Source organism: Saccharothrix sp. NBAS 001 (genome assembly GCF_056640475.1).
In genome coordinates this window covers 93,147-112,312 of sequence record NZ_CM153251.1, presented here as the reverse complement: position 1 = coordinate 112,312, position 19,166 = coordinate 93,147, and the positions used below count along the sequence as shown (strand labels likewise).

Annotated in this window: 28 protein-coding genes; 8 read left to right on the top strand and 20 right to left on the bottom strand. The window is 68.6% G+C overall.

Features of this window, described 5'->3' with window-relative positions:
- Window positions 1-17: 17 nt before the first annotated feature.
- A complete protein-coding gene (locus tag AC0HI0_RS00520; RefSeq protein ID WP_480930220.1) occupies window positions 18-1,697 on the bottom strand; it encodes a Terminase in 1,680 nt (559 codons plus the stop codon).
- Window positions 1,687-2,130, bottom strand: coding sequence for a phage terminase small subunit (locus AC0HI0_RS00515; protein WP_480930219.1), 444 nt, complete (start codon window positions 2,128-2,130; stop codon window positions 1,687-1,689). The genes AC0HI0_RS00520 and AC0HI0_RS00515 overlap by 11 nt, the downstream gene beginning before the upstream one ends.
- Window positions 2,131-2,408: 278 nt before the next feature.
- On the opposite strand from AC0HI0_RS00515, the gene AC0HI0_RS00510 reads away from it, so the two are divergent.
- A complete protein-coding gene (locus AC0HI0_RS00510) occupies window positions 2,409-2,840 on the top strand; it encodes a hypothetical protein (protein WP_480930218.1) in 432 nt (143 codons plus the stop codon).
- On the opposite strand, the gene AC0HI0_RS00505 is transcribed toward AC0HI0_RS00510, so the two are convergent.
- From AC0HI0_RS00505 to AC0HI0_RS00495, 3 genes are all read right to left on the bottom strand, one after another.
- Entirely contained in the window at window positions 2,837-3,457 is a 621-nt protein-coding gene (locus AC0HI0_RS00505) for a Mom family adenine methylcarbamoylation protein (RefSeq protein ID WP_480930217.1), read from the bottom strand. The two genes, AC0HI0_RS00510 and AC0HI0_RS00505, sit on opposite strands and share 4 nt — an antisense overlap.
- Window positions 3,458-3,797: 340 nt before the next feature.
- A complete protein-coding gene (locus AC0HI0_RS00500) occupies window positions 3,798-4,037 on the bottom strand; it encodes a hypothetical protein (RefSeq protein WP_480930216.1) in 240 nt (79 codons plus the stop codon).
- Between the two features lie 6 nt (window positions 4,038-4,043).
- Window positions 4,044-4,238 carry an HNH endonuclease gene (locus AC0HI0_RS00495; protein ID WP_480934557.1) on the bottom strand — a complete coding sequence of 65 codons (195 nt, stop codon included), beginning with the start codon at window positions 4,236-4,238 and terminating at the stop codon, window positions 4,044-4,046.
- Between the two features lie 520 nt (window positions 4,239-4,758).
- On the opposite strand from AC0HI0_RS00495, the gene AC0HI0_RS00490 reads away from it, so the two are divergent.
- The gene (locus tag AC0HI0_RS00490; protein ID WP_480930215.1) at window positions 4,759-4,938 is read left to right on the top strand and encodes a hypothetical protein; all 180 of its coding nucleotides are present in this window, start codon (window positions 4,759-4,761) and stop codon (window positions 4,936-4,938) included.
- 321 nt (window positions 4,939-5,259) lie between these two features.
- Here the strand turns inward: AC0HI0_RS00490 and AC0HI0_RS00485 are convergent, their stop codons facing one another.
- The 13 genes from AC0HI0_RS00485 to AC0HI0_RS00425 form a co-directional block, all read right to left on the bottom strand.
- Window positions 5,260-5,886 carry a hypothetical protein gene (locus AC0HI0_RS00485; protein ID WP_480930214.1) on the bottom strand — a complete coding sequence of 209 codons (627 nt, stop codon included), beginning with the start codon at window positions 5,884-5,886 and terminating at the stop codon, window positions 5,260-5,262.
- A gap of 89 nt (window positions 5,887-5,975) precedes the next feature.
- Entirely contained in the window at window positions 5,976-6,800 is an 825-nt protein-coding gene (locus AC0HI0_RS00480; protein ID WP_480930213.1) for a DUF2786 domain-containing protein, read from the bottom strand.
- A gap of 183 nt (window positions 6,801-6,983) precedes the next feature.
- On the bottom strand, window positions 6,984-7,301 hold the full coding sequence (locus AC0HI0_RS00475) for a hypothetical protein (RefSeq protein WP_480930212.1): 318 nt from the start codon (window positions 7,299-7,301) through the stop codon (window positions 6,984-6,986).
- A complete protein-coding gene (locus AC0HI0_RS00470) occupies window positions 7,298-7,777 on the bottom strand; it encodes a hypothetical protein (protein ID WP_480930211.1) in 480 nt (159 codons plus the stop codon). The genes AC0HI0_RS00475 and AC0HI0_RS00470 overlap by 4 nt, the downstream gene beginning before the upstream one ends.
- A gap of 161 nt (window positions 7,778-7,938) precedes the next feature.
- Window positions 7,939-8,367: a hypothetical protein gene (locus tag AC0HI0_RS00465; RefSeq protein WP_480930210.1), complete on the bottom strand. Its 429-nt coding sequence runs from the start codon at window positions 8,365-8,367 to the stop codon at window positions 7,939-7,941.
- Between the two features lie 72 nt (window positions 8,368-8,439).
- Window positions 8,440-8,721: a hypothetical protein gene (locus AC0HI0_RS00460; RefSeq protein WP_480930209.1), complete on the bottom strand. Its 282-nt coding sequence runs from the start codon at window positions 8,719-8,721 to the stop codon at window positions 8,440-8,442.
- Between the two features lie 90 nt (window positions 8,722-8,811).
- Window positions 8,812-9,246 carry a hypothetical protein gene (locus AC0HI0_RS00455; RefSeq protein WP_480930208.1) on the bottom strand — a complete coding sequence of 145 codons (435 nt, stop codon included), beginning with the start codon at window positions 9,244-9,246 and terminating at the stop codon, window positions 8,812-8,814.
- 241 nt (window positions 9,247-9,487) lie between these two features.
- A complete protein-coding gene (locus tag AC0HI0_RS00450; RefSeq protein WP_480930207.1) occupies window positions 9,488-10,486 on the bottom strand; it encodes a hypothetical protein in 999 nt (332 codons plus the stop codon).
- Window positions 10,483-11,046 carry a hypothetical protein gene (locus AC0HI0_RS00445; RefSeq protein ID WP_480930206.1) on the bottom strand — a complete coding sequence of 188 codons (564 nt, stop codon included), beginning with the start codon at window positions 11,044-11,046 and terminating at the stop codon, window positions 10,483-10,485. The genes AC0HI0_RS00450 and AC0HI0_RS00445 overlap by 4 nt, the downstream gene beginning before the upstream one ends.
- A complete protein-coding gene (locus AC0HI0_RS00440) occupies window positions 11,043-12,230 on the bottom strand; it encodes a hypothetical protein (protein ID WP_480930205.1) in 1,188 nt (395 codons plus the stop codon). Before AC0HI0_RS00440 ends, AC0HI0_RS00445 begins: the two co-directional genes overlap by 4 nt.
- Window positions 12,220-12,477, bottom strand: a complete 258-nt coding sequence (locus tag AC0HI0_RS00435) for a hypothetical protein (RefSeq protein WP_480930204.1) — start codon at window positions 12,475-12,477, stop codon at window positions 12,220-12,222. Before AC0HI0_RS00435 ends, AC0HI0_RS00440 begins: the two co-directional genes overlap by 11 nt.
- Window positions 12,474-13,064 carry a hypothetical protein gene (locus tag AC0HI0_RS00430; protein ID WP_480930203.1) on the bottom strand — a complete coding sequence of 197 codons (591 nt, stop codon included), beginning with the start codon at window positions 13,062-13,064 and terminating at the stop codon, window positions 12,474-12,476. The genes AC0HI0_RS00435 and AC0HI0_RS00430 overlap by 4 nt, the downstream gene beginning before the upstream one ends.
- Window positions 13,061-13,447 carry a hypothetical protein gene (locus tag AC0HI0_RS00425; RefSeq protein ID WP_480930202.1) on the bottom strand — a complete coding sequence of 129 codons (387 nt, stop codon included), beginning with the start codon at window positions 13,445-13,447 and terminating at the stop codon, window positions 13,061-13,063. The genes AC0HI0_RS00430 and AC0HI0_RS00425 overlap by 4 nt, the downstream gene beginning before the upstream one ends.
- 426 nt (window positions 13,448-13,873) lie before the next feature.
- Between AC0HI0_RS00425 and AC0HI0_RS00420 the strand changes: the two genes are divergently transcribed.
- The gene (locus AC0HI0_RS00420) at window positions 13,874-14,308 is read left to right on the top strand and encodes a hypothetical protein (RefSeq protein WP_480930201.1); all 435 of its coding nucleotides are present in this window, start codon (window positions 13,874-13,876) and stop codon (window positions 14,306-14,308) included.
- Between the two features lie 213 nt (window positions 14,309-14,521).
- Window positions 14,522-14,854, top strand: a complete 333-nt coding sequence (locus AC0HI0_RS00415; protein ID WP_480930200.1) for a hypothetical protein — start codon at window positions 14,522-14,524, stop codon at window positions 14,852-14,854.
- A gap of 133 nt (window positions 14,855-14,987) precedes the next feature.
- Here the strand turns inward: AC0HI0_RS00415 and AC0HI0_RS00410 are convergent, their stop codons facing one another.
- Entirely contained in the window at window positions 14,988-15,218 is a 231-nt protein-coding gene (locus tag AC0HI0_RS00410; RefSeq protein ID WP_480930199.1) for a DUF397 domain-containing protein, read from the bottom strand.
- A complete protein-coding gene (locus tag AC0HI0_RS00405; protein ID WP_480930198.1) occupies window positions 15,215-16,096 on the bottom strand; it encodes a helix-turn-helix domain-containing protein in 882 nt (293 codons plus the stop codon). The genes AC0HI0_RS00410 and AC0HI0_RS00405 overlap by 4 nt, the downstream gene beginning before the upstream one ends.
- A 380-nt stretch (window positions 16,097-16,476) precedes the next feature.
- On the opposite strand from AC0HI0_RS00405, the gene AC0HI0_RS00400 reads away from it, so the two are divergent.
- The 4 genes from AC0HI0_RS00400 to AC0HI0_RS00385 all read left to right on the top strand — a co-directional run bounded on the left by AC0HI0_RS00400 (window position 16,477) and on the right by AC0HI0_RS00385 (window position 19,160).
- Entirely contained in the window at window positions 16,477-16,788 is a 312-nt protein-coding gene (locus tag AC0HI0_RS00400) for a hypothetical protein (protein WP_480930197.1), read from the top strand.
- 37 nt (window positions 16,789-16,825) lie between these two features.
- Complete coding sequence (locus tag AC0HI0_RS00395) at window positions 16,826-16,948, top strand: hypothetical protein (RefSeq protein ID WP_480930196.1); 123 nt, start codon at window positions 16,826-16,828, stop codon at window positions 16,946-16,948.
- 74 nt (window positions 16,949-17,022) lie between these two features.
- Window positions 17,023-18,588, top strand: a complete 1,566-nt coding sequence (locus AC0HI0_RS00390) for an asparagine synthase-related protein (RefSeq protein WP_480934556.1) — start codon at window positions 17,023-17,025, stop codon at window positions 18,586-18,588.
- Complete coding sequence (locus AC0HI0_RS00385; protein ID WP_480930195.1) at window positions 18,585-19,160, top strand: GNAT family N-acetyltransferase; 576 nt, start codon at window positions 18,585-18,587, stop codon at window positions 19,158-19,160. The genes AC0HI0_RS00390 and AC0HI0_RS00385 overlap by 4 nt, the downstream gene beginning before the upstream one ends.
- The last annotated feature ends 6 nt before the right edge of the window (window positions 19,161-19,166 follow it).

Below are 19,166 nucleotides of genomic sequence, written 5' to 3'. Positions count from 1 at the left end.
GATCACCCCCAGATCGGCTAGTGGAAGACGCGGAGCTTCCCGGCGCGCTTGCGGGCGCGCTTGGCCCACTCGGGCGAGGCGAGAACCAGGCGGCGGAGGTGACGGGCGACGATCAGGCACACGGCGAGGTCGATCTTGTGCGGGGACTCGCGTGATTCCTTGGAGATGGAGACGCCGTAGCGGTTGGGCGCACGGCGCGAGTTGAGGACGTGACGACGCAACCTCAGGTCACCGTCGTGGGTCAACGACCGGTCGCGGATGTCCACCAGGGCACGCCCCACGGCGCGGGTGACCTCCTGCGCCCGGCCGCGCATGTCGAACGCGACGGCGTGCCGCGCGCGGCCGGTCGTGGCCTCCACCAGCAGCTCGCCGCCGAACTCTTGCGCCCAGGTGTCCACGTAGCTCTCGAACTCGCGGACGTCGGCGAAGAAGCCCACGACGTCGTACCGCTCGAACGCGGTCCGCACGGCCAAGTCGGCCTCGTCGCGGTCGACCTCCCACACCTGATCGGCGGGAAGATGCTCGGGCCGCTCTTGCAGGTGCAGCACCTGCGCGTGCCCGTCGGACACTCGCACGCCGACCAGGCCCGTCGCGTCGTCCGACTTGGACCCGTCGAACATCATCACGATGGTGTCGCTCTCGGCGAACCGTGGCGCGTCCCCGTCGTGGCAGCCGTCCCACTCTTCGGCCGTGGTCCACGCGGTCGCCGCCGCGCCCTCCAGGTTGAAGAAGTAGCGTTTGGACTCTTCGAGATCCTTCGCCAGGTCCCAGAACTCGTTTTCCACGATGCCGGGCAGGTCCATCCACGCGGCGGCCGGGCCGTAGACCTCCGTCAGCGCGGCGACCATCGCGTCCAGGTCGGTCACGTCCACGTCGGGCGGGGCGTGCCGGTGGTCCCACAGCAACCGGGAAGCGCGCGTGCGGCCTTCCCGGATCGCGTTCGCCTGGGAGTGCACGGTCTCCAGCGTGGAGTTCTGGCCGCCCTGGTACATCGTGGAGGTCAGCAGTCCCCACGGCTCTGCGGCCTTGCGCTTGCGCAGGTTGCGGTCCACCGTCTTGAACATCCGCCGCAGCTCGGGCGTGATGTAAAGGTGCGGCTCGTCGTAGATCGCCAGGGACTCTTTTCCGCCGTCCTTCGCGGACGAGCTGGCGGTGGAAGGCACGATCTCGCCGCCCTCTGGCAGCAGGATGCGGGTCAACCCGGCCGCGTCGCCCGGCAGGTCCTCTCCGAGCGGGCCTTGCGACAGGTTGAAGTGGATCACGTCGTAGGTGTTGCCCGTCTGGCTCTCCTCGGTGGCCAGGCACCGGATGTACGGGTAGACCAGTGGGCGCCCCATGGGCTCGCCGGGCGAGTACCGGTAGGTGAAGCCGCGCCAGCGGAAGGTTTCACCGCCTTGCGCCCACCCGGCGAACCGGGCCGGGCCGCGCGCCTCGAACGAGCCGATGAACCCGGCAAGCTCGGACTTCGCCCGGCCCTTCGCGCGCACCAGCGCGGCACGCGAGTAGAGCCGACGCCCCGCCCGGTCCAGCGCGTAGGCGTCGACCAGGAACCCGGCGAACTCGTCGTCCAACTCGACCTCGTCGCCCTGCACGTCACCGGGACCGTGCACACACCAGTGCTCGATCCACGCGACGGCCAGCCACCCGAGCGACCGGACCCGGTCGTGGTCAGGCGCGTACACCAGCTCACGGGGCACCGGACAACCTCGCGCGGCGGTCCTCCAGCCGGGTCACCGAGGCCGGGTCGGTCGGTACGTCGTCGTGCTCCTGGCCCTCGGGCTCGACGTAGCGGACGCGGATCTTCAACCGGTCCTCGTGGGTCAGCCCCAACTTCGCCGCGCGCAACCGCAGCTCCGCTGCGCGGTTCAACTCCCCACGCCAGAAATCGTCCACCAACCTGGCGGTCTCCAGCGCGAAGCGCCAGTCCGTCTCCGTCCACAGCACGCAGTGCGGCATCCGACGCACCGCCTCCCACCACGCCCGCGTCTCGGCGTGCCAACGCTGCCGACCACGCGACGGAAGATCGGGCGACGGACCGGCGAACGGCACGTTCGGTACGTGCGTCCAGTCGTAGGTCTTCGCGTTGCGGTTGCGCGGATTCGTGGAGGGCGGACGACCCGTGATCGCCACGATTCACCCCCTCGGGTGTCTAGATCACCGGGGAAGCGGCCGATACTCATCGGCGGACCACCGAACAGCAGCGCCGAACCGTGGGGGACCAGTCCGTGCCAGTCCTCGCCAGTCCCGACGATGACCAACCCGACGATGACCAACCCGACGATGACCTCGGCCTCACTCTCTCGCGCGAGACGTTGGAACGCCTGGCAAACGAGATGGACGATCAAAGGACCGCCAGGACGGTGGCGGACTTCACGGAGCGGCTAAGGGGTCGATCTATCCTGGTCGGGATGACCAGCACCGGGAAGTCGAACATGCTTCGTGGGTGGAATATGTCGAATCCACCGGTCCTGGATGGAGAGTCGCGGATGGCCACTGTGAGACAGATCCGCCGCGGGGAGGACGCACACCAGGCTCCGTTGGCACCGCCCTCGACATGGTTCGAGTATCTGTACCGGCTGGCTCCAACCAAAGAGGACTTCCGACACGTCGCCACCACCGCGTTCGGTTGGACAACGATTCTGTCGGTCGTGTTCGCTGGCGCGGTAGTGACGGTGGCGAAGGCGGTCAGCGGTCCTGGGTTTTCCTTCGGCTGGTTCAGCGCGGGTGTGAGTGCGCTGATCACCGTCGTGGGAGGCGGTGCGGTGATCCGGAAATGGCTGACCCGCCGGGCGGTCGGAACTGAGACGGAGCCCTCAAGTCCCGAAGATTCTCAGCCCTAGGCTGCACTCTTCGGATACGGCTTGGCCATGCGCCGGATACGGCGGCGGGTGATCTTGTTCATCGGGTAGGCGTACCGGTGTTTCACCGGGATGTTCTTCAGCCGGTAGGCGTCCGGGTCGACCGTGCGCCGAATCCACTCGATGCCGGTTTCCCCCGGTGCGCGGTGGGGCTTGGACCAGGACGAGACGGACCGGCCGTGCGTCGTGACGCCGTTGACCACGTAGTAGCAGTCCGACGAACCGGTGTGGCCGGTGTAGATCCAGTTACCGGCCTGGTAGATCCCACCGTGGTGGCCCTGTGCCGAGTCCGCGTAGGACACGACCAGGTGCACGCCGGGGCTGCTGGCGCGGAGCTGGCGCAGCGTGGCGGCGATGATCTGGGTGACCGGGGTGGCGTGGTCGGTGAGCGCGACGCGCACCAGCTCCACGCATTCGGTCTGGATCAGCCCGTAGGGGCTGCCGAGCTTGCTGTTCGCGCCGCGCCCGTAGATCACCGTGCCGACGAACGCGCCGTTCTCCCACACCCCGAACGTGGCGATCTTGCCCACAGGCATGGTGCGGGAGTAGTGCCAGCGCAGCACGGCGAAACGGGAGGCGGCCCGCGTGCACGGAGCCACGAGTAGGTCAGTCGTGCGGCTCACCCCCTCCGGTCGGCGCGCGACGTGCGCGGGTACGGGTGCGCTGGCGCGGCGGCTCGAACCGGTCCAGCCGGGGCAGGGTGGTCGGGGGCTGCGGAGTGAAGTCGGTCAGGGCGACCTCGTCCGAGTCGGCAAGGTCGTGGCGGGGCTGCACGGAGGCGTCTCCAGTCGGGTTCGCGGGGCGGGGCAAGGGAAAACGCCCGCGACCGCCGCGACGCGGCACCCGGAAACCCCCGAGTTTCGTACAGATCGCGGGCTGCTATGACGTACCGGTGCCGGTGAGCACGTGACGGGGGTCACCCCCCACCCGTGGCGCGGGTCAGCCGCGCCGAGGCGCGCGGGCGCGCTTGGGGGTCGCCGCGGATTCCTGCGGCACGGGCTCGGGGGCCTGGCCCTCGTCCACTCGCTCGTCCACCTCAGGGACGTCGACCGGTCCGGCAGCGTCGTACACCAGCTCGGCGACGCGCACGGCGACCAGCGCCAGCGCACCGGCCTCGTCGTGGTCGAACACGTCACCCGCGTGACGTCCACCAACCGGGGACAACAGACGGATACGCACAGACGTTCACCTCTCGATCAAGCCGGGATGCGGCGACGACGGACGGCGGGCGGACGCACGGCAGGCGGCAGCGGCCAACCCTCCCTCACGGGCGGACTTGGTCCGATGGCACGGCGAACACACGCCTTGCAGGTTGGAGTCCCGGTGATCGTCACCGGGCACGATGTGGTCCACCTCGGTGGACAGACGCTCGGCGCACACCCGGCACAGCACGTCACGGCGCAGGATGCGCGCACGGATACGCAGCCAGTCGGGCGGGAGACGTTCGGCGCGCCTACTACCTGACCAGGGCACCGGAATGCCCCCTCACCGGATCGGGTGAAAGTTCCGAACAATGTACAAAGTTTCAAGCTCCGGTAATACATCACCGCAGTGATGTATCACCGGCATGGAGCCGGAATAATGCCGAAATTATTCCGCACTCCGACTGACCGGGGAGAGTGTCTATACCAGCACGAACAGGCACGATGCCCGTTGCGGACGCGCAACGGAAAGACAGACAGACAGACTTCCCACAGAGAGTGTTTCTGTGACCCGGACATCTCCCAATAACCCCCAACGGGGGTCATCGGTCGACCTCGTGGGCACACCCCGGTTACGCGTACACGAGCCCATCCGGTAAATTCACGCTCGCTTCAAGTCCTGCCGGGTCAGCCGGTCACCCCGTCCATGCTGTTGGGCATGGGCGGGCCGACTGGTTGACCGGGCGAAGGGACTGCACGTGACAGGCGAGAAGCCTGATCGGATCGAGCTGTGGCTGTGCGTACTGGCGGCGCTGCTCGAAACCGTTGGTGAACAGAGAGAGGGAGAGAGCGACCCGGTCTCAGACTGGGTGAACGTCTGGGTGACCAGGCCGCTCGCTCGGGCCATCCGCGAGTTCCTGGACAGACGACGCGGGTGAACCCCCGGTGGTGCCGCCCTTCGGCGGCACCGCCCCTCTAGTAACGGTCACCGCAGTAACGTTACTGCGCGAGCGTAGCACCAGCGCCTTAACACCAGAATTCTGGTTATGCCTCTGACCTGCGCAGACGTCCTGACCAGCGGTTGCGGACACCTATGACGTTCCACGCGGCCGAGGCTCACCTATCGGTCGGTGATGTACATACGTGCCCGCTAAGCGGCTGCGAACGGGAGCGCCCCCGGCACCGGGAGGTGGTGCCGGGGGGCGCTCAACCGCGTGGGGGGAGTCGGTGACGGGCAGAGATCACCAACATGGGCGAACCTACGTTCGCCGCTGGTCACTGCGCAACCGAGTTACGGCGGCGGTGCCCGCCGCTCGCAGCCTGGCGACGTGTGCCCGCGCCGCCGAGTACGAACACCCGACCCGCCGGGCGATCTCGGCGGCGTTCGTCTCGCCTCCGTCGAACAGCTCACGGACGCGCCGCGCGACCTCGACGCGCGGCAGCTTCTCACCGCTGCCCGGTGGCCGGCCGCTGGGCGCGTTGTCGCGTGCGGCGTCGCGCTGGGCCGTGACCTGCTCGACGGTGCGGCGGTACCAGTGCTCACGTCCGCAGACCACGCGGTCGGCCGGGCCGATCTTGCCCTGACTGCGGTAGTCGGTCCACGTCTGGGCCTTGACGCCGAGTTCTGCGGCGCATTCGGCGCGGTCCAAGAGGTCTTCGGGGTCGTCATCGGTCGGCAGTGACGGGACGGGTTCTCCGCGTGCGTAGGCGGCGGCCTGCTCGGAGTCCCAAAGGTCCGGCTGTCCGGTCGCGGGCCTTCCGGTGGTGATGCGCTCCGGGTGCGCCGGATCGGCCCACGGTCGCGCCCGCCGGGCTTGCGAGGGCGTGAGCTTGTGCAACAGGGCGATTCCGGCCGTGTCGACGGCGTCGCGGCCTGCTCGAATCACGCTCTACCTCCTCGCGGCTGGGTTCGGTTCGGGTCACAGTGTGCCGGTGCCCCGGCTCCTGGTGGAGAGCCGGGGCACCGTGTCGCGTGTCAGTTCGCGCGCTTGCGTGCGGCGGGCTTGGCGGCGACCGGCTTCTTGTCGCCTCCGACGCGGGCCTGTCCGGTGTCGGCGGTGCGGCCGTCGCGGTGTCCGGCGGCGGCCCCGGCGGCGCTGTGGTTGTCGCGCTTGCCGACCTTGAGGGTGTCGGAGGGGTACAACTGCTCGAACCTGGCGGTGACGCGTTCGTGGTCGGACACCAGAACCAGCGCTCCGGGCTTGTTCTCGACCTCCTTGGCGATCTGCTGGCGTGCCCCGGAAATCTTCTCGGCGACCCCGGCACCGTAGCCAGGGAGGTAGGACCGGAAGAACACCCGGCGGGCGCGGTTGGCCTCCTGCTGGCTCGGGTACTGGTTGCGGACGTCGGCCATGTGGGCCTTGGTGGCGCGAGTGCCGTTGTGTTCTGCCTGGAGCATGATGGACGGCAACAGCATCTCCAGCGCGGCGACGGCGGACGCGGTGCCGACGATGTGCACCCAGCGCGTTTCGCCGTTCATCTTGTTGCCGACGTAGACGGCCATACACCCGTAGCCCTCGGCGACGCGGGCGACCAGTTCGGCGCGTCCCTTGCCGTGCCAGCCCTGGCCGGACACCTCGAAGCGCAGCAGGGAGATGGACTCGGGCTTCTGTCCCTTCTCGGCGCGGACGGTCGCTTCGTCAAGCGCGTGGCGGGCCATCAGGTCGGCCGCCTTCGCGGAGAATGCCTGCGCCTCCTGCTCGGTGGCGGCGGGGTCTGCGGCCTGGGCGAGTAGGCCCTGAACCTTCTTGATCAGCGCGGCCTTGGCGGTCCGGGTGTTGGTGGCCTTGGCGTTCGTCATGTCCTGTCCTTTCGGGACGTTCGCGGTGGTTTCGTTGCCGGGGGCGGGGTTCCAGTTCCGTTCCCGACAAGAAGAACTATATCGTGAGTACTGAGCATGGGCTAGGCGTTCGTGAGGGGGGTCACCAGGCAGGACGGGGCCGGGCGTGTTCGTCCGGCCCCGCCGTGTGCCTGTCCGTCGATCTCAGCAGTAGTGCGCGAACATCAGCGACCGGAAGAACCAGTCAAGGCCCTCAAGAGTCCTTTTCAGCGACACCTCTACATCGTCGTCCACGTCCGGCGCGATGAGCAGGGACCGACCGTGGATCGTGAGTGTCGCGTGGACGGCCCCACCGCCCGTGGTCAACAGGCGCTCCGCGGCCTCGAACCCCAACACGATGCAGTGCGCGAGGGTTTCCCCCGATCCCCGCTGGTCCAGTCCGAACACGTCGGTCAACTGCCAGGCGAACCGCTGACCGCCCGTGGTTCCGTCCGGGGGTGGCGGGGTGTGGGCGTTCGTCATCGCTGCGACTCCCCGGGGTGCGTGAGCAGCGTTGCCGCCTTGCGCCACAGGTTCCGGATCTCGACATAGGCTCGCCAGTCGGCGACCTGCCACGCGATCGGACCGACCTGCACGCGCAGGTGCGCTGGCGTGCGGAGGTGCAGCGGTACGCGCCCGGTGTCCACTGCGGGCATCATGCCCGCGATGCCCAGCGGCTCGCCTTCGATCCAGACCATGTGGAACATCTCGGGAAGGTGGGGACGGGAACGCGGCGTGACCGTTTCGGTCGGCAGCTCCTCCGCGAGGTCGCGGCACCGGTCCCACAGTGCCCGGATCGAGTCGGCGGTTCCCGGCCGCTCGATCAGGTGGGCGACACTGCCGATGGTGACGATGACGTGTCGCCCTTCGTGTGCTTCGACCAGTTCAACGCCTCCCCGCACGCGCCCGGTCGCCTGGACGACCAGGCCGACCGTGTCGGCCCGCATCTCCATTTTCACTGCCACTCCTAGGGATTGTCGTTGTGCGGTGGTGTCGGGTCCGGGGTTCCAGTTCCGTTCCCGACACAAAGAACCATATCGTGAGTAGAGAGCATTCGGAACCGTTTGGTGAGGGTGATCACCGGGGAAGGGGCCGGGCGAGTAGCCCGGCCCCCAGTCGGTCAGTCCCGTAGTGCGATGGCGTACCGGACGCCCTTCCTGATCAGGTCAAGGATCGTCGCGTCCAGCTCCGGACGCGCGAGGTCGACCGGGAGTGCGAACGCGCCGAACTCCAGATAGCACCGGCTAAGGTCCGGATGCGCAGACGCACGGGCGAAAGCGTGCAGCGCGTGCGTGCTCAAGCCGGGGCACACCCTCGCGTCTGCGGCGGGCGGGTTCCACACGGCGCAGTAACCGCAGCGGTCCTGCGCGCACAGCTCCTCTGAGAACGCCCAGTAGAGCACCAGTCCGTCAGCGCTCCGCGCCACGAGTGCAGGGGAGTCTGTCCCACTCTCGTGCCCGATGGTGCCGGTACCTTCCCAGTACCAGATGGCGTAGGCGAGATTTTCGGTGTCGACTTCAAGTGATGCCGGAAGTTCGTCGGTGTGCATGCTTTGTCCTTTGTGGATTTGCGACCGTCACGAGGCCGGGCTCCAGATCGGCCCCGTGACGGCGGGGTGTGACTACTCGTAGGCGGCGAGAAGTTCGGCGCGGATTCCGTCGAGCATTACCCGAGACTCCGCGATGTTGCCTTCCGGGTAAGGGAACGAGTCGCCCGGAACCAGCCAGACATCTTCGTCCGCGACGCGGATCAACAGCGCCCCCTGAGGGGACAGGCTCAGAACCCCGTCCGTGAGAATCGCGAACCCCGCCCGGAACCCCTCTGCGACCGACGTGGCGGTGCCTTCGGCGATCATGACGTCGTAGGCTGCGACTTCCCAGTGCACCGAGTGGTTGTCGTTCATATGCGCGCTCCTGACCGGACGCACGGCCCATGCGTCCTAAGTGGATTTTCCTGGGGAGAGCGCCCCGCGTGGTGCGGGGCGCTCCCGGTTTCAGAGCCCGGAGGGGCGGGAGACCCGGTGTGCCCGCTGCACGGCAGCGAACACGGCCCGGAAGGCAACCTGGTCGGTGACCCGCCACACGACGGGGCCGAGCTGGATTCGCAAGTGCTTGCTGGCACGGGTCGTTGCGGGGACGAAGGCGTATGAACCCGCCGTGCGTGCGTGGATCTCCGTCAGCGACGCGACGCGGTACAGGCCCGGAATCGGTCCGGGGCGTCGCGCCTCGTCGCGGTAGGGCAACCGGAACTCGTATGCCTCGGCACCCCTCCACACCAGGTCCAGTGTGTCCATCGCCCCGTGCAGGTCGTGGATGTGGATCACCGCGTCACCGGTCTTGAGCGCGACGGTCGATTCCGGCGTTCCGGCGTCAAGAACGCCGATCCGGCACTTGACGTCACCGGTCGCGTTGACCGTGATCGTCTGCACTGTGCTCGTGTCAGGGATGAACACCCTGTTTCTCCTGTTCGTAGTGCGTTTGCGGTGGTGTCGGGTCCGGGGTTCCAGTTCCGTTCCCGACATGAAGAACTATATCGTGAGTGCTGCGCAGTGGTCAACCACCCGCATCCCGCCCTACACTGGGGCTCGCTCCTGTCAGCGATTTGCGGTGGAGCACGCGGGTGGCGGCGGTTCCAGGCGCTTTCGGGCGTTCGCCGCCCCCGCACCCCGATCACGCGGCCCTCAGCGGTCCGCGCCTGCGCTGCCATGACGCCAGCACCTCGGTTCGGGCGTAGAGCGGCCGGGACTTGGTGCCGTGGTTGGTCCAGCGGTCCTCGCTGCGCCAGCGGCGCAGGGTGCCGGTCGGGACGGACAGCCAGACCGACAGCGAGGCGCTGTCCGACAGCGGAGTCCCCAGCGCCACGCGCAGCTCTTCCCAACGTTCGCGCGGCCAGCTCGTTCCGCACGCGCGGCAGGTGATGCGCTCGCCGCCAAGGCGGGCACGCAGGCCCGCGCCGCATGGGCGTTCGCCGGACTCGTCGCGCACCGGGGCCGGGCACGTGCCGACCGGCACGCTGCGTTCCTGGACGCCCAGGGCGTTGCGGAGCTGGTCGCGGATCTCGCGCACCTCGTCGCCGAGGTCGCCGACCCAGTACCGGCGGGTGATCCAGTCCAACCAGCGGATGAGGAACCCGGCTTCGCCGCTCACCGTGCGCTGTTCCGCACCCAGCGCACCGGCCACCGCCTGGCGCAGTTCGGCAACGCGGTCGCGGACTCCGGCGGCCCAGTCCTGTTGTGCGGTCCAGGCGAGCCAGCCGGTCAGCAGCACGCCGTCCGCGCGTTCGGCGTCGGTGAGGTCGGCGGGCAGCAGCCCCGTGTCCTCGCGGACGTTGTCGGCCCAGCCCGCCAGGACCGCGAGCACCGAGTGGAGGTCGCCGGCCTCGGCGGCGCGGGTGCGCGGGTCGGTCAAGGCGAGCACCCCGTCACGGGCGGGCGAGCGCGATCCGAAGCCCGGTGCCGCGCGGTTCCCGGCGCCCTCGGTCGAGCCGGGAACCACGGCCTCGTCCAACAGCGCGTACAGCTCGATCACCTCGCCGAGGTTCGAGCGCAGCTCGGCGGCGCAGGTGTGGCAGGTGACGTATCCGGGCTGGGCCGGGTAGGGCTGTCCGTGCGGTGCGCGGCAGCCCATCACGCACAGGTCGGCGGTGGTCGGGTCGGTGGTGCCGGTCATCCCTGGTTCTCCTGGTCGGTCACGGCGGTGGTGGTGTCGGCGGCGGTGCGGGCGGCCAGCTCGGCGCGCGAGGGGTGCGACCCGGTGAGCAGGTCGCGGGACTCGGGACGGTCGCGGCTGGCACGGCCGGTGCGGCGGCAGCGGGTGCCGACCGGGGCGCGGCAGGACTCGACCGGGCACGGCACGGTCAAACCGGCGTCGCGGTCGGTCCGCTTCCACCGCATCGCGGCGTAGACGGCGGCCATGCCCCGGTGTCGCGCGTCGTCGCGACGGGGTGCGGTCGTGATCGCGGGCACCACGGCGCGGTCGGCCTTCCCCCGGCGGGCGGTCCGGATGCGGTTGACGAGGTCGGCCGGGGTGATCCGGTGCGGGCTGGTCTGGGCGTGCGCGATCACGGCGGCGGTGCACTCGCCCAGCGAATAGCCGGCCAGCGCCGCGCCCCAGGCACTCACCGCGGCCTCGCCCACGTCGGCCGGGCCGTAGGAGGCGACCAGCGCCAACAGGCCCGCGACCTCGGCGCGGCTCATCCGGACGCCCTGGGGCCGGTACTCGGCGGTCATGCCGCACCCGCCCCGACCAGGACACCGAGGGCGCCGGACGCGCCGCCCGCGTGGGCCTGGTCGTGCCGGTCGAACCCGGCGGCGGCCCGCAGTGCCCGGCCGACCTCGGTGTCGTCGCCGTCCTCGGCGGCGTAGCGGGCGGCCAGCGCGACCGCCGCCCCGACCCGGTCGTCACCGCCCGAGTGGTGCGCGACGCGGGCGGCCTGGATCGTCGGCGCACGCATCGCCTCGCCCACCAGCTCGGGGAGCATCCCGGTCCCGAGGCGCTTTCCGGCCCACAGCCGCAGTCCCGCCCCGACGTCGCCGGGCGCGATGCCTTCGGCGAGCAGCCCGGCCGCCTCGGCGACCAGCCGCGCGGTCACCCGTCCCGGCTGCCGTCCGGGAAGCACGTCGGCAACGAGACGTCCGGCGGCCTCGTGCGTGGGCGCGTCCACGCGGGCGTGTGCGTCCACGCGGGCAGGCGCGGACGCGGGCACGTGCGGGTGCGGGTGCGTGTTCCCGCCAAACGACCCAGGAGTCATCTGGACAGGGACAACAACCCCGTTCCCCCCTCCCCCTACCCCCTGGCCCTGCCCGGAAGGGTGCGCGGAAGGGTCCGGCGAAGGGTTCCCGGAAGGGTCCGGCGCGGGGTTCGGCGAGGGGTCCGCCGCACCCCGCGCGGCGGGCTCGTCGGCCTTGCGCGAGGCGCGCTTGCGCAACCGGGCCTCGGCGGCGGCCTTGACCGCCGGGGGTTGGTCGCGCAGACCGGACAGCAACGCCGTGGCGGCCAGGCCCGGTCCCGGACCGACCACGTCGACCGGGAGGCGGCGCAGCTCGGCCGCGAGCACCGACCGCAGGACCGGGGAGGTGATCTCGAACGCCTCGCGCAGCGCGGCGGCCAACACGGCGGGCTGCTTCCAGATGCCGTCACGCCGGATCAGCGAGCGCACCAACGCTTCCTCGGCGTCGTGGTCGACCACGACGAACCGCGCCGCGTCCAGCTCGGACAGGGCCGCCGTGACCGTCTCCGGGGTCTCCCGCAGACGGCCCGCCCAGCGCCGCAGCCGCAGCGGCAGCAGGCCCGCGTAGTTCAGGTCGTCCTGCGACAACAGGAAGAAGTAGAGCCGTTGGGCCTGGCCGGACAGGTCGAGGAAATCCGGGTCGTCCCAGATCGCGTTCAGGATGCGGGCGTGGTCACGCGCCACGGGGAACAACCTCCGGACTCGGTTCGGGCACCCGGCGGGCGGGCAGGTTCAGCCGCGCCCGGACACGCGCGGCGCTGTAGGCGGTCAGGCCGACCCGCGCGCCGATCTCGGCATCGGTCAGGTGCAGCTCGTGCAGCCAGGTCACGGCCAGCTCGCGGGCCCGAACGGGAACCTCGTCGGCCAGCAGCTCGCCGCGTGCGCACCTGCGCGCGGCCTCCACGTCGCTGTAGGGGCGTTCCGGGTTCACGACGCCTCCCGGTCCGGCGCGGCCCGGTCGGTCGGGGCCTGGTCGAGCGCGGGTTGCGTCGTGGCCGGCCGCTCGGTGGTCACCGCGGATTCCAGCGGCGACAGGTCGACCTCGTAGACCGGTTGCGGCTTGCCCCGGTTGCCCGAGGCCACGTCGGTGCACCGGACGTAGCCGCCGGTCGGGTGCAGCACCTTCGCGGCCACCAGGGCGCGCACGGTCGCACCGACCACCGCCGGGTTCACCCACACCGGCAGGTGGGGCCGCCACCCGTTCGCGGTGGTGCGCCACAGCGGATCGGCGGCGGCGTCGCGCAGGACCGCCGACACGATCGCCTCGACGTGGGCGCGGTTGCTCGGGTCGCCGACCAGCAGCGCGCACACCGCCGAGACCGTGTCGCGCGACGCCGAGGCGGCCCCGGCCCGCCGCGCGATCATCCGCGCGACGTCGGCCAGGTCGTGTTCGGTCCACCAGATTTCGGACTCGTCCGCGCACAACGGGTGCAGCCCCCGGCCCGACACGTCGTCGAGCCGGTACCCGCACACCCGGCACACCCGCGCCCGGCGGGCGAAACCCCTGCGGCTGCTCACGATGCGGGCCTGACCAGCTTGAACCGGCGGGCCTCGGCGAGGGTCAGGCAGTCCTCGGCCACGGCCGGGTACCGGGCCTTGAGGTCGGACTGGTCCAGCACGATCGACAGCACCGAACGGTGGGTGACGACCGGGACACCGCCCAGGGTGCCGACCTCGGCGGACCCCATCGCGGCCTTGATCTTGTCCTGCAAGCGCGTGCGCAACTCGGCGAGCCGGGCGCGCTGGTCTTCCACCTGGCGCAACAACACCAGCTCGGCGGCCAGGCCGGTCAGGTCGACCTCGGGGCCGTCCGGGGACGCGGGGACGGCGGGGACAGCAGTGGTGATCTTGGACATGCTGAGGCCGCCTCCAGCGGCCTGGACGTGCTCGAACGGGGTCAACGGCGTGAGGCGATGCCGGACACCCGTCCAGGGGTCCGGCCGTGGGATAACCCGGCCAACCAGGCCGACAACCGGGCTAAGCCCCGCCGGGACCGCCGACGAGCAGCACGAAGACAACGCATGTCACCCCCCAGTGATGCGGCCGAATGAGTGAGCGCCCGAGGCAGGCGATCACGTACCGTGGCGTGATCCACAGTGGCCCTGCACTGTGCGTCTTGTCAAGAAATTGGCAAGCTAGGGCGTTCCTTGTGGTGATCTGCACATGTCATCCCGGAGGTGGACCCCACGGCGACCAACGGCTGTAGCGGCGGCTCACCACCCAGGTGATGATCAGGACCACGCGGCGGACACACTGGCCGCCGACACGAACCCGGAGAATGGGGTGCGCCGAGGACGCCGGTCCCGGCGGCCGGGAAGGCGGACATCATGAGACGGGTCAAGGCAGATTCGGACACACCGCCGGTCGCCGGTCCTACCTCCGCAGTGGACGCGCTCATACAACGCAGGCTCGCCGAACTTGGCCTGGAGGGAACCAGCGTCGCCGCCCTGGAACGACTACACGGCATCCGGGCCGGAGCGCTCGCGCACCCACTCCGGCGCGAATGGCGCGGCAAGTGGCCGTCCGCGAAGTCCATCACCCTCTGGGCGCAGGCCCTCCAACTCGACACCACCGAGGTCAGCCGCGCGTTCGCGGCCGACCTGGAAGGCGTCTCGGAGGTCCACACCGACCACCAGCGAGCCATGCTCGTGGTGATGGACGGACTGTGCCAGAAGGACCAGGAAGCCGCAGTTGACCTCGTGCGCGCCTTCGTCAAGGCGGTCGGCCACAGAGACGTGGACCGACAACCGCCGTCCGGGTGACCAGCTTGCGGCCGAATGTTCCCGTGACGCTTTCATCCCGTGACGCTTTCATGCAGTGGAAACAGTGAAACCGGTGGCGTGACCGCCCATTTGCGGGTTCAGTGGTTGAGGACGAAACCACCAGCCGCCGGGGCACCCCGGGGAGGGAGTCACCCCGGCGGCACGCACGCACCCCACGTTCATGGCGCGGGCAACGGGTGCAGAGGGGCAATCGTGGAAACAGAGGACAGACCGGTCATCCCGTTGGTCATCGTCAGGTCTGGGCTGCCCAGCCCCTTCGAGCTGGCGACCAACCTGGACGGCAGGCAGTCGCTCCACCTGGCGGACGGACTCGTCCTCCGCCAGGGCATCGGCGACATGATCAACGAGGTTGCCCACCAGCGGGAACGCGCCAGTTGCCCCATCTGCGTCGGCCTATGGCACCACCACTACAGTCCGCCGTGCCCGCCTGGGGAGCAGGCCGCGCACTACCTGCGCTGGATGAGCGCCATGCACCGCAGCCACCTGGGTCCGTCGGGCGAGATGCCGCTGCAACGCGCGCGCTAGTGATCTCCGACCTGCCGCACATCACCCAGGTAAGTGGTTAACCCGGTCGAAGCGAACCGCATCGGCTGGACGGCCGCTGAAGCGGATAGCGAATCGGGGGCCGAAGCAGGCCCCCGATTCGTGCTCGGTGACCTCAAGAATGAAGTTTCGCAGAACGTAGGAAGTTCTCGAACGCCGTCACGCTGAAGACCAACGGCGCGTGTGGGTTCTTCGAGTCCCGCACCCCTGCGACGGTTCGCCGCAGTGCGACTTCGACACACTGTGCGCCGCCACCGGCGTTGCTGCCGCTGCGCACGCTCTTGCGCCACTCGGCTGCCGTGAAGTCGGTGGCGTTCACGCTTCGTCCCTCCGCGTACTTGATCACTGCGACTCCTGAGAGAGTCGTTCGATCATGGCCTCTAGCAGCATGACCGACTCCTGGGCAGACAAGGCAGTCGCTGTGAGCTGCCCAAACACAAGCGTACAGTGCCTCACGTCCTCGGCGTCCTCCAGATAAATCGACCCTCCTGGGCCGTCCGTGTAGACGATGTCCGGCGTGTCGTCGGGAAACTCCAGCAACGTGAACCAGCCGACGATCCCAGGGTGGGCGCCAACCCCGGCCGGGACCACTTGAAGGGTGACGTTCGGCCTCGACGCCATCGCCACGAGATGACGCAACTGGCCGATGCGGACGTCTCGCGAGCCGATCTCACCGCGGATCACCCGCTCGTCCAGCACCACGTGCACCTCTTGCGGATCATCACGAGTCAGCACAGCCTGCCGCGCGAGGCGCGCTTCAACGCGAAGCTCCAGTTCGGCGGGGTCAATGCCCCGCTCTACGCCAGCGATGATCGCTGCGGCGTACTCGGGTGTCTGGCACAGTGCGGGCACGAGCAGGGGGTCACAGATGCGCTGGACGACTGCGGCCGTCTCGTACTCCACCAAACCGATCATGTTCTCGGGAACGTGACGTGCCTTCTGCTGCCACCTCCCCTTTGAGCGGGCAGCCTTCGCCCACTCCTTGAGCCTCTGAGTGTCAGCCGGTTCGCACTGGTAGACCGTGCACAGGTCTTCCACCTCGTCGGGCTGGACCCGTGCCAGAGCGTTCTCAATCCGGCTGAGCTTCGACACGGACCAGTTGGCGCTGTTCGGCAAAGCGAGCAGCGCGTTGACGATGTCCTCCTGTCGCTGCTTGCCACGCAACGACTTGAGTTCGGCCGCCAGCTTCTTGCGCACTGCGGGCGGGATGCTGTCCGTAGTCACGTACCGGTCCTCTCTCGGCAAGCCGTCGCCAAGACCCTAAGGGTGCGGCACTCCGCACGCCGCTGGCCCATCCGAGTGAACAACTAGCAATTTGCACTTCTGGGACTTGCGAGAACTGCAAGTTGCAAGCAACGCTGAGGAGGTCGGCAGCGCGGAACATCGGCCCGTGACAAGGAGGTTGGGGTGGATACGTTGGGACCGGCTTCGTCCCTCACGCATAGGGCGTGGGTGCCAACGGCGACCCACCTTTGCCTCGGATCGGGCTCCAGTTCGCCCGCTCGTCTAGACGGCAAGTCGGACCGGCGGGTTCGTAGGGCCAGGCGGTGCCATCACCCCCGACGTGGCAACGCCTGGCCCTCGCAGCATGCGGGTGGGGCGACATGAGCGCCTTCGGCGCTGGCGGAGCCTGGGCGCTAAGCGTCCGGCTGCGGACTGAAGCCCACTTCCGGATGCTGCCCCTGCTTGCCTCCAACGGTCACCCGAGTGGCCTCTACTTCCACCGCTTCGCGCGACCGGGAGTGATCGAGGTTGTCCAGGCATGGGATGACCGTTGGGCGGTGTACGCCAAAATGAGCGATACACCGGACAAGACGGCCCCTTTCGCGGGTCCGTCGCTCTTGTATCAGTCCGTGGGTGCCTTCGCCGAAGTGATTGAAGAACTAGCGCGAACGCAATCGGCACCCACTCAGTGAAGCGAGCAGGTGACCAGACAAGAGAGGAGGGCAACAGATGGACAACCACGACGCTTTCGCGGACGTCTTCGTCGGTGACGAGACGCTGGCGGTGGTCCCCAGCGAGTACACGAAGATCGCGGGCAGCAGCGACACCAAGAACCAGTACGACGAAATCTGATCCGGGGCGGGGGTGGGCGCACGCGCACGCGCCCACCCCCGCGCCTTCCCCATTAGGAGACACCTGTGCTGAAAATGGCGTTGGCGCACGAGGGGGTCAGTACGCCGTGGCATCTTCACGGCGGCCGATGGGTGTCAGGGTCGAGTTGGATCGAACCCTTTAGGCACTCAGGTCTTGAAGACTTCGCTGCGACAGACGGCGAATCGAGTTTCGTTGCCGTCAGGGAGCGGGGCTCCGAAACCCCCAGGATCGGCGCACCTAAGCCGATGGCTCTCACACCGCACGCCTACGGCAAGCTGAAGGACCAACTGATCAGCTCTGCCACGGACTTTCTGTTGGTCGAACGCGATTCCGGCGGCGCTTTCCATCTCCGTGCGGGCCAGTGGGGGAACGCGCCCATCTACGTCGTTGAAGGGCGAGGACGGCTGCACGGCTCGTGGTACTACGGCGACCTTCGGTCACACATGCGCTTCGAACAACTACACCCTCCGACCATCGCGGGGATCTTGGCCGGTCAACCCCGGTACTCGATGCACACGCTGTTCGCCCCGGTGAAGCAGGTCACCGAGCGCATGAGCGTGACATATGACCCGGTCGCGGGTCTGACGCTCCAGTACCCGGAGCCTGCTCTGCGCGCCCTGCCTCGGGAGATCCGCGAACACGTGGACATCGTGGCCGTCTACGAAGCCGAGTTGGCAAAAGCGGCCCAACTGTGGTCGATCGACCCGGAACGAACTGCCGTCGAACTATCCGGCGGGATGGACTCCGCGAATGTCGGCATGACACTCGCTGCACTGCACCCCGGAAAAGTCCAGTCTTACGCCCTGATCCTCGCGGGCGAGATCGGTGAACAACAGGTCCGCCGACGTAACTCCATGATCGAATTCGCGAGGTTTCGTGACTTTCACGTTCCCGCGCTCGAATGGCCGCCGCTGCATCCGCAAGGAGCCAGGGCGCAAGGTGATCCGCTGAACCCAATGGATGAGCCCTACTACGAAGCAGTAGAGGTGATGCTGAAACGGGCACGTGATCACGGGATCACCACCGTTTTCACGGGCGACGGCGGCGACGAACTTCTCTCCCTTCGAGGCGAGGAGTGGAACCAGACGGGCCGGGTTCAAGGGCGACACAACCCCCACCGGAACCCACCCAACTGGCTTGGCTACCGAGCCCTCAAACCGCTTCACGAGATCGACAACGACCTTGCGCCAGTCTCAGTTCTGAATGAGGCAACCCATCTCGGATTCGCCTGCCGGACGCCACAGTTCATGGCGGCCGGGCTGTGGCCGCTGTCGCCACTAGCCTCCGGCCGTTTGATCCGGTTCGGCGAGCAGTTGCCACTCAGATTCCGCGAGGGCAAGTACATCGCCCGTGAACGCCTCCGGCGGCTCGGCTTCTCCGAAGATGTGGTGCACCCGCACCATCGCGAGAACTTCGTTCACGTCATGGAACACGGACTTGTCCAGTACGGCCTGCCCCTCGTGGACAGGTACCTGAGGGAATCACCGCTGGTGGATCTTGGGTTCGTGGACCCCAATCGCCTTCGCGTTGTTCGAGATGCGGCTCTGGCCGGCAAGGTCGACACGCGGCTGTTCGGATACCTTCGACTCGAACTGGGTCTGCGAGGATTGCTGTCGTGACGACGGTAGCGACCGCTTACGTGATGCGTCCGGGAGTGGCATCCGATCGGCAACAGGTCGCAGACATGATCCGTGCTCGGGCGGCCTGGATGCGCGGAGCCGGCCACGGCAGGTGGACAAGTTGGGACCGAAACGCTGACGAGCTGGCCGGACAGGTGGGAGACAGTGCTTGGCCAACCTGGGTGCTGTGCACGTCGCAGGGGGACATCGTGGGCGTGACCTCCGCATCCCCGGTTACTCCGGCCCTGGGGTGGAGCCTCGAAGAGCAGGCGCAGAGCGCCACGTTCCTTCAATCTACGGTCACAGACCCGCGCTTCGCCGGACACGGCCTGGGCGTTGTGATCGCCTTCTGGGCACTCGACCATGCGGCCAGGGAAAGCCATGACTGGGTTAGGCGGGGTGTCCTGACCATCGGCAAGGACAACCGCGGCCTGGTGCGGTACTACCAACTACAGGGCTGGCGGGTAGCCCGCGCGATCCCGCACCCGCGACGACGCGAGATCACGGTGTGGTCGTTGCAGCGGCCCGCCGAACGGCAACCGCAACTCGCCGAGATTGTGGATTGCCAGTAGCGGGTC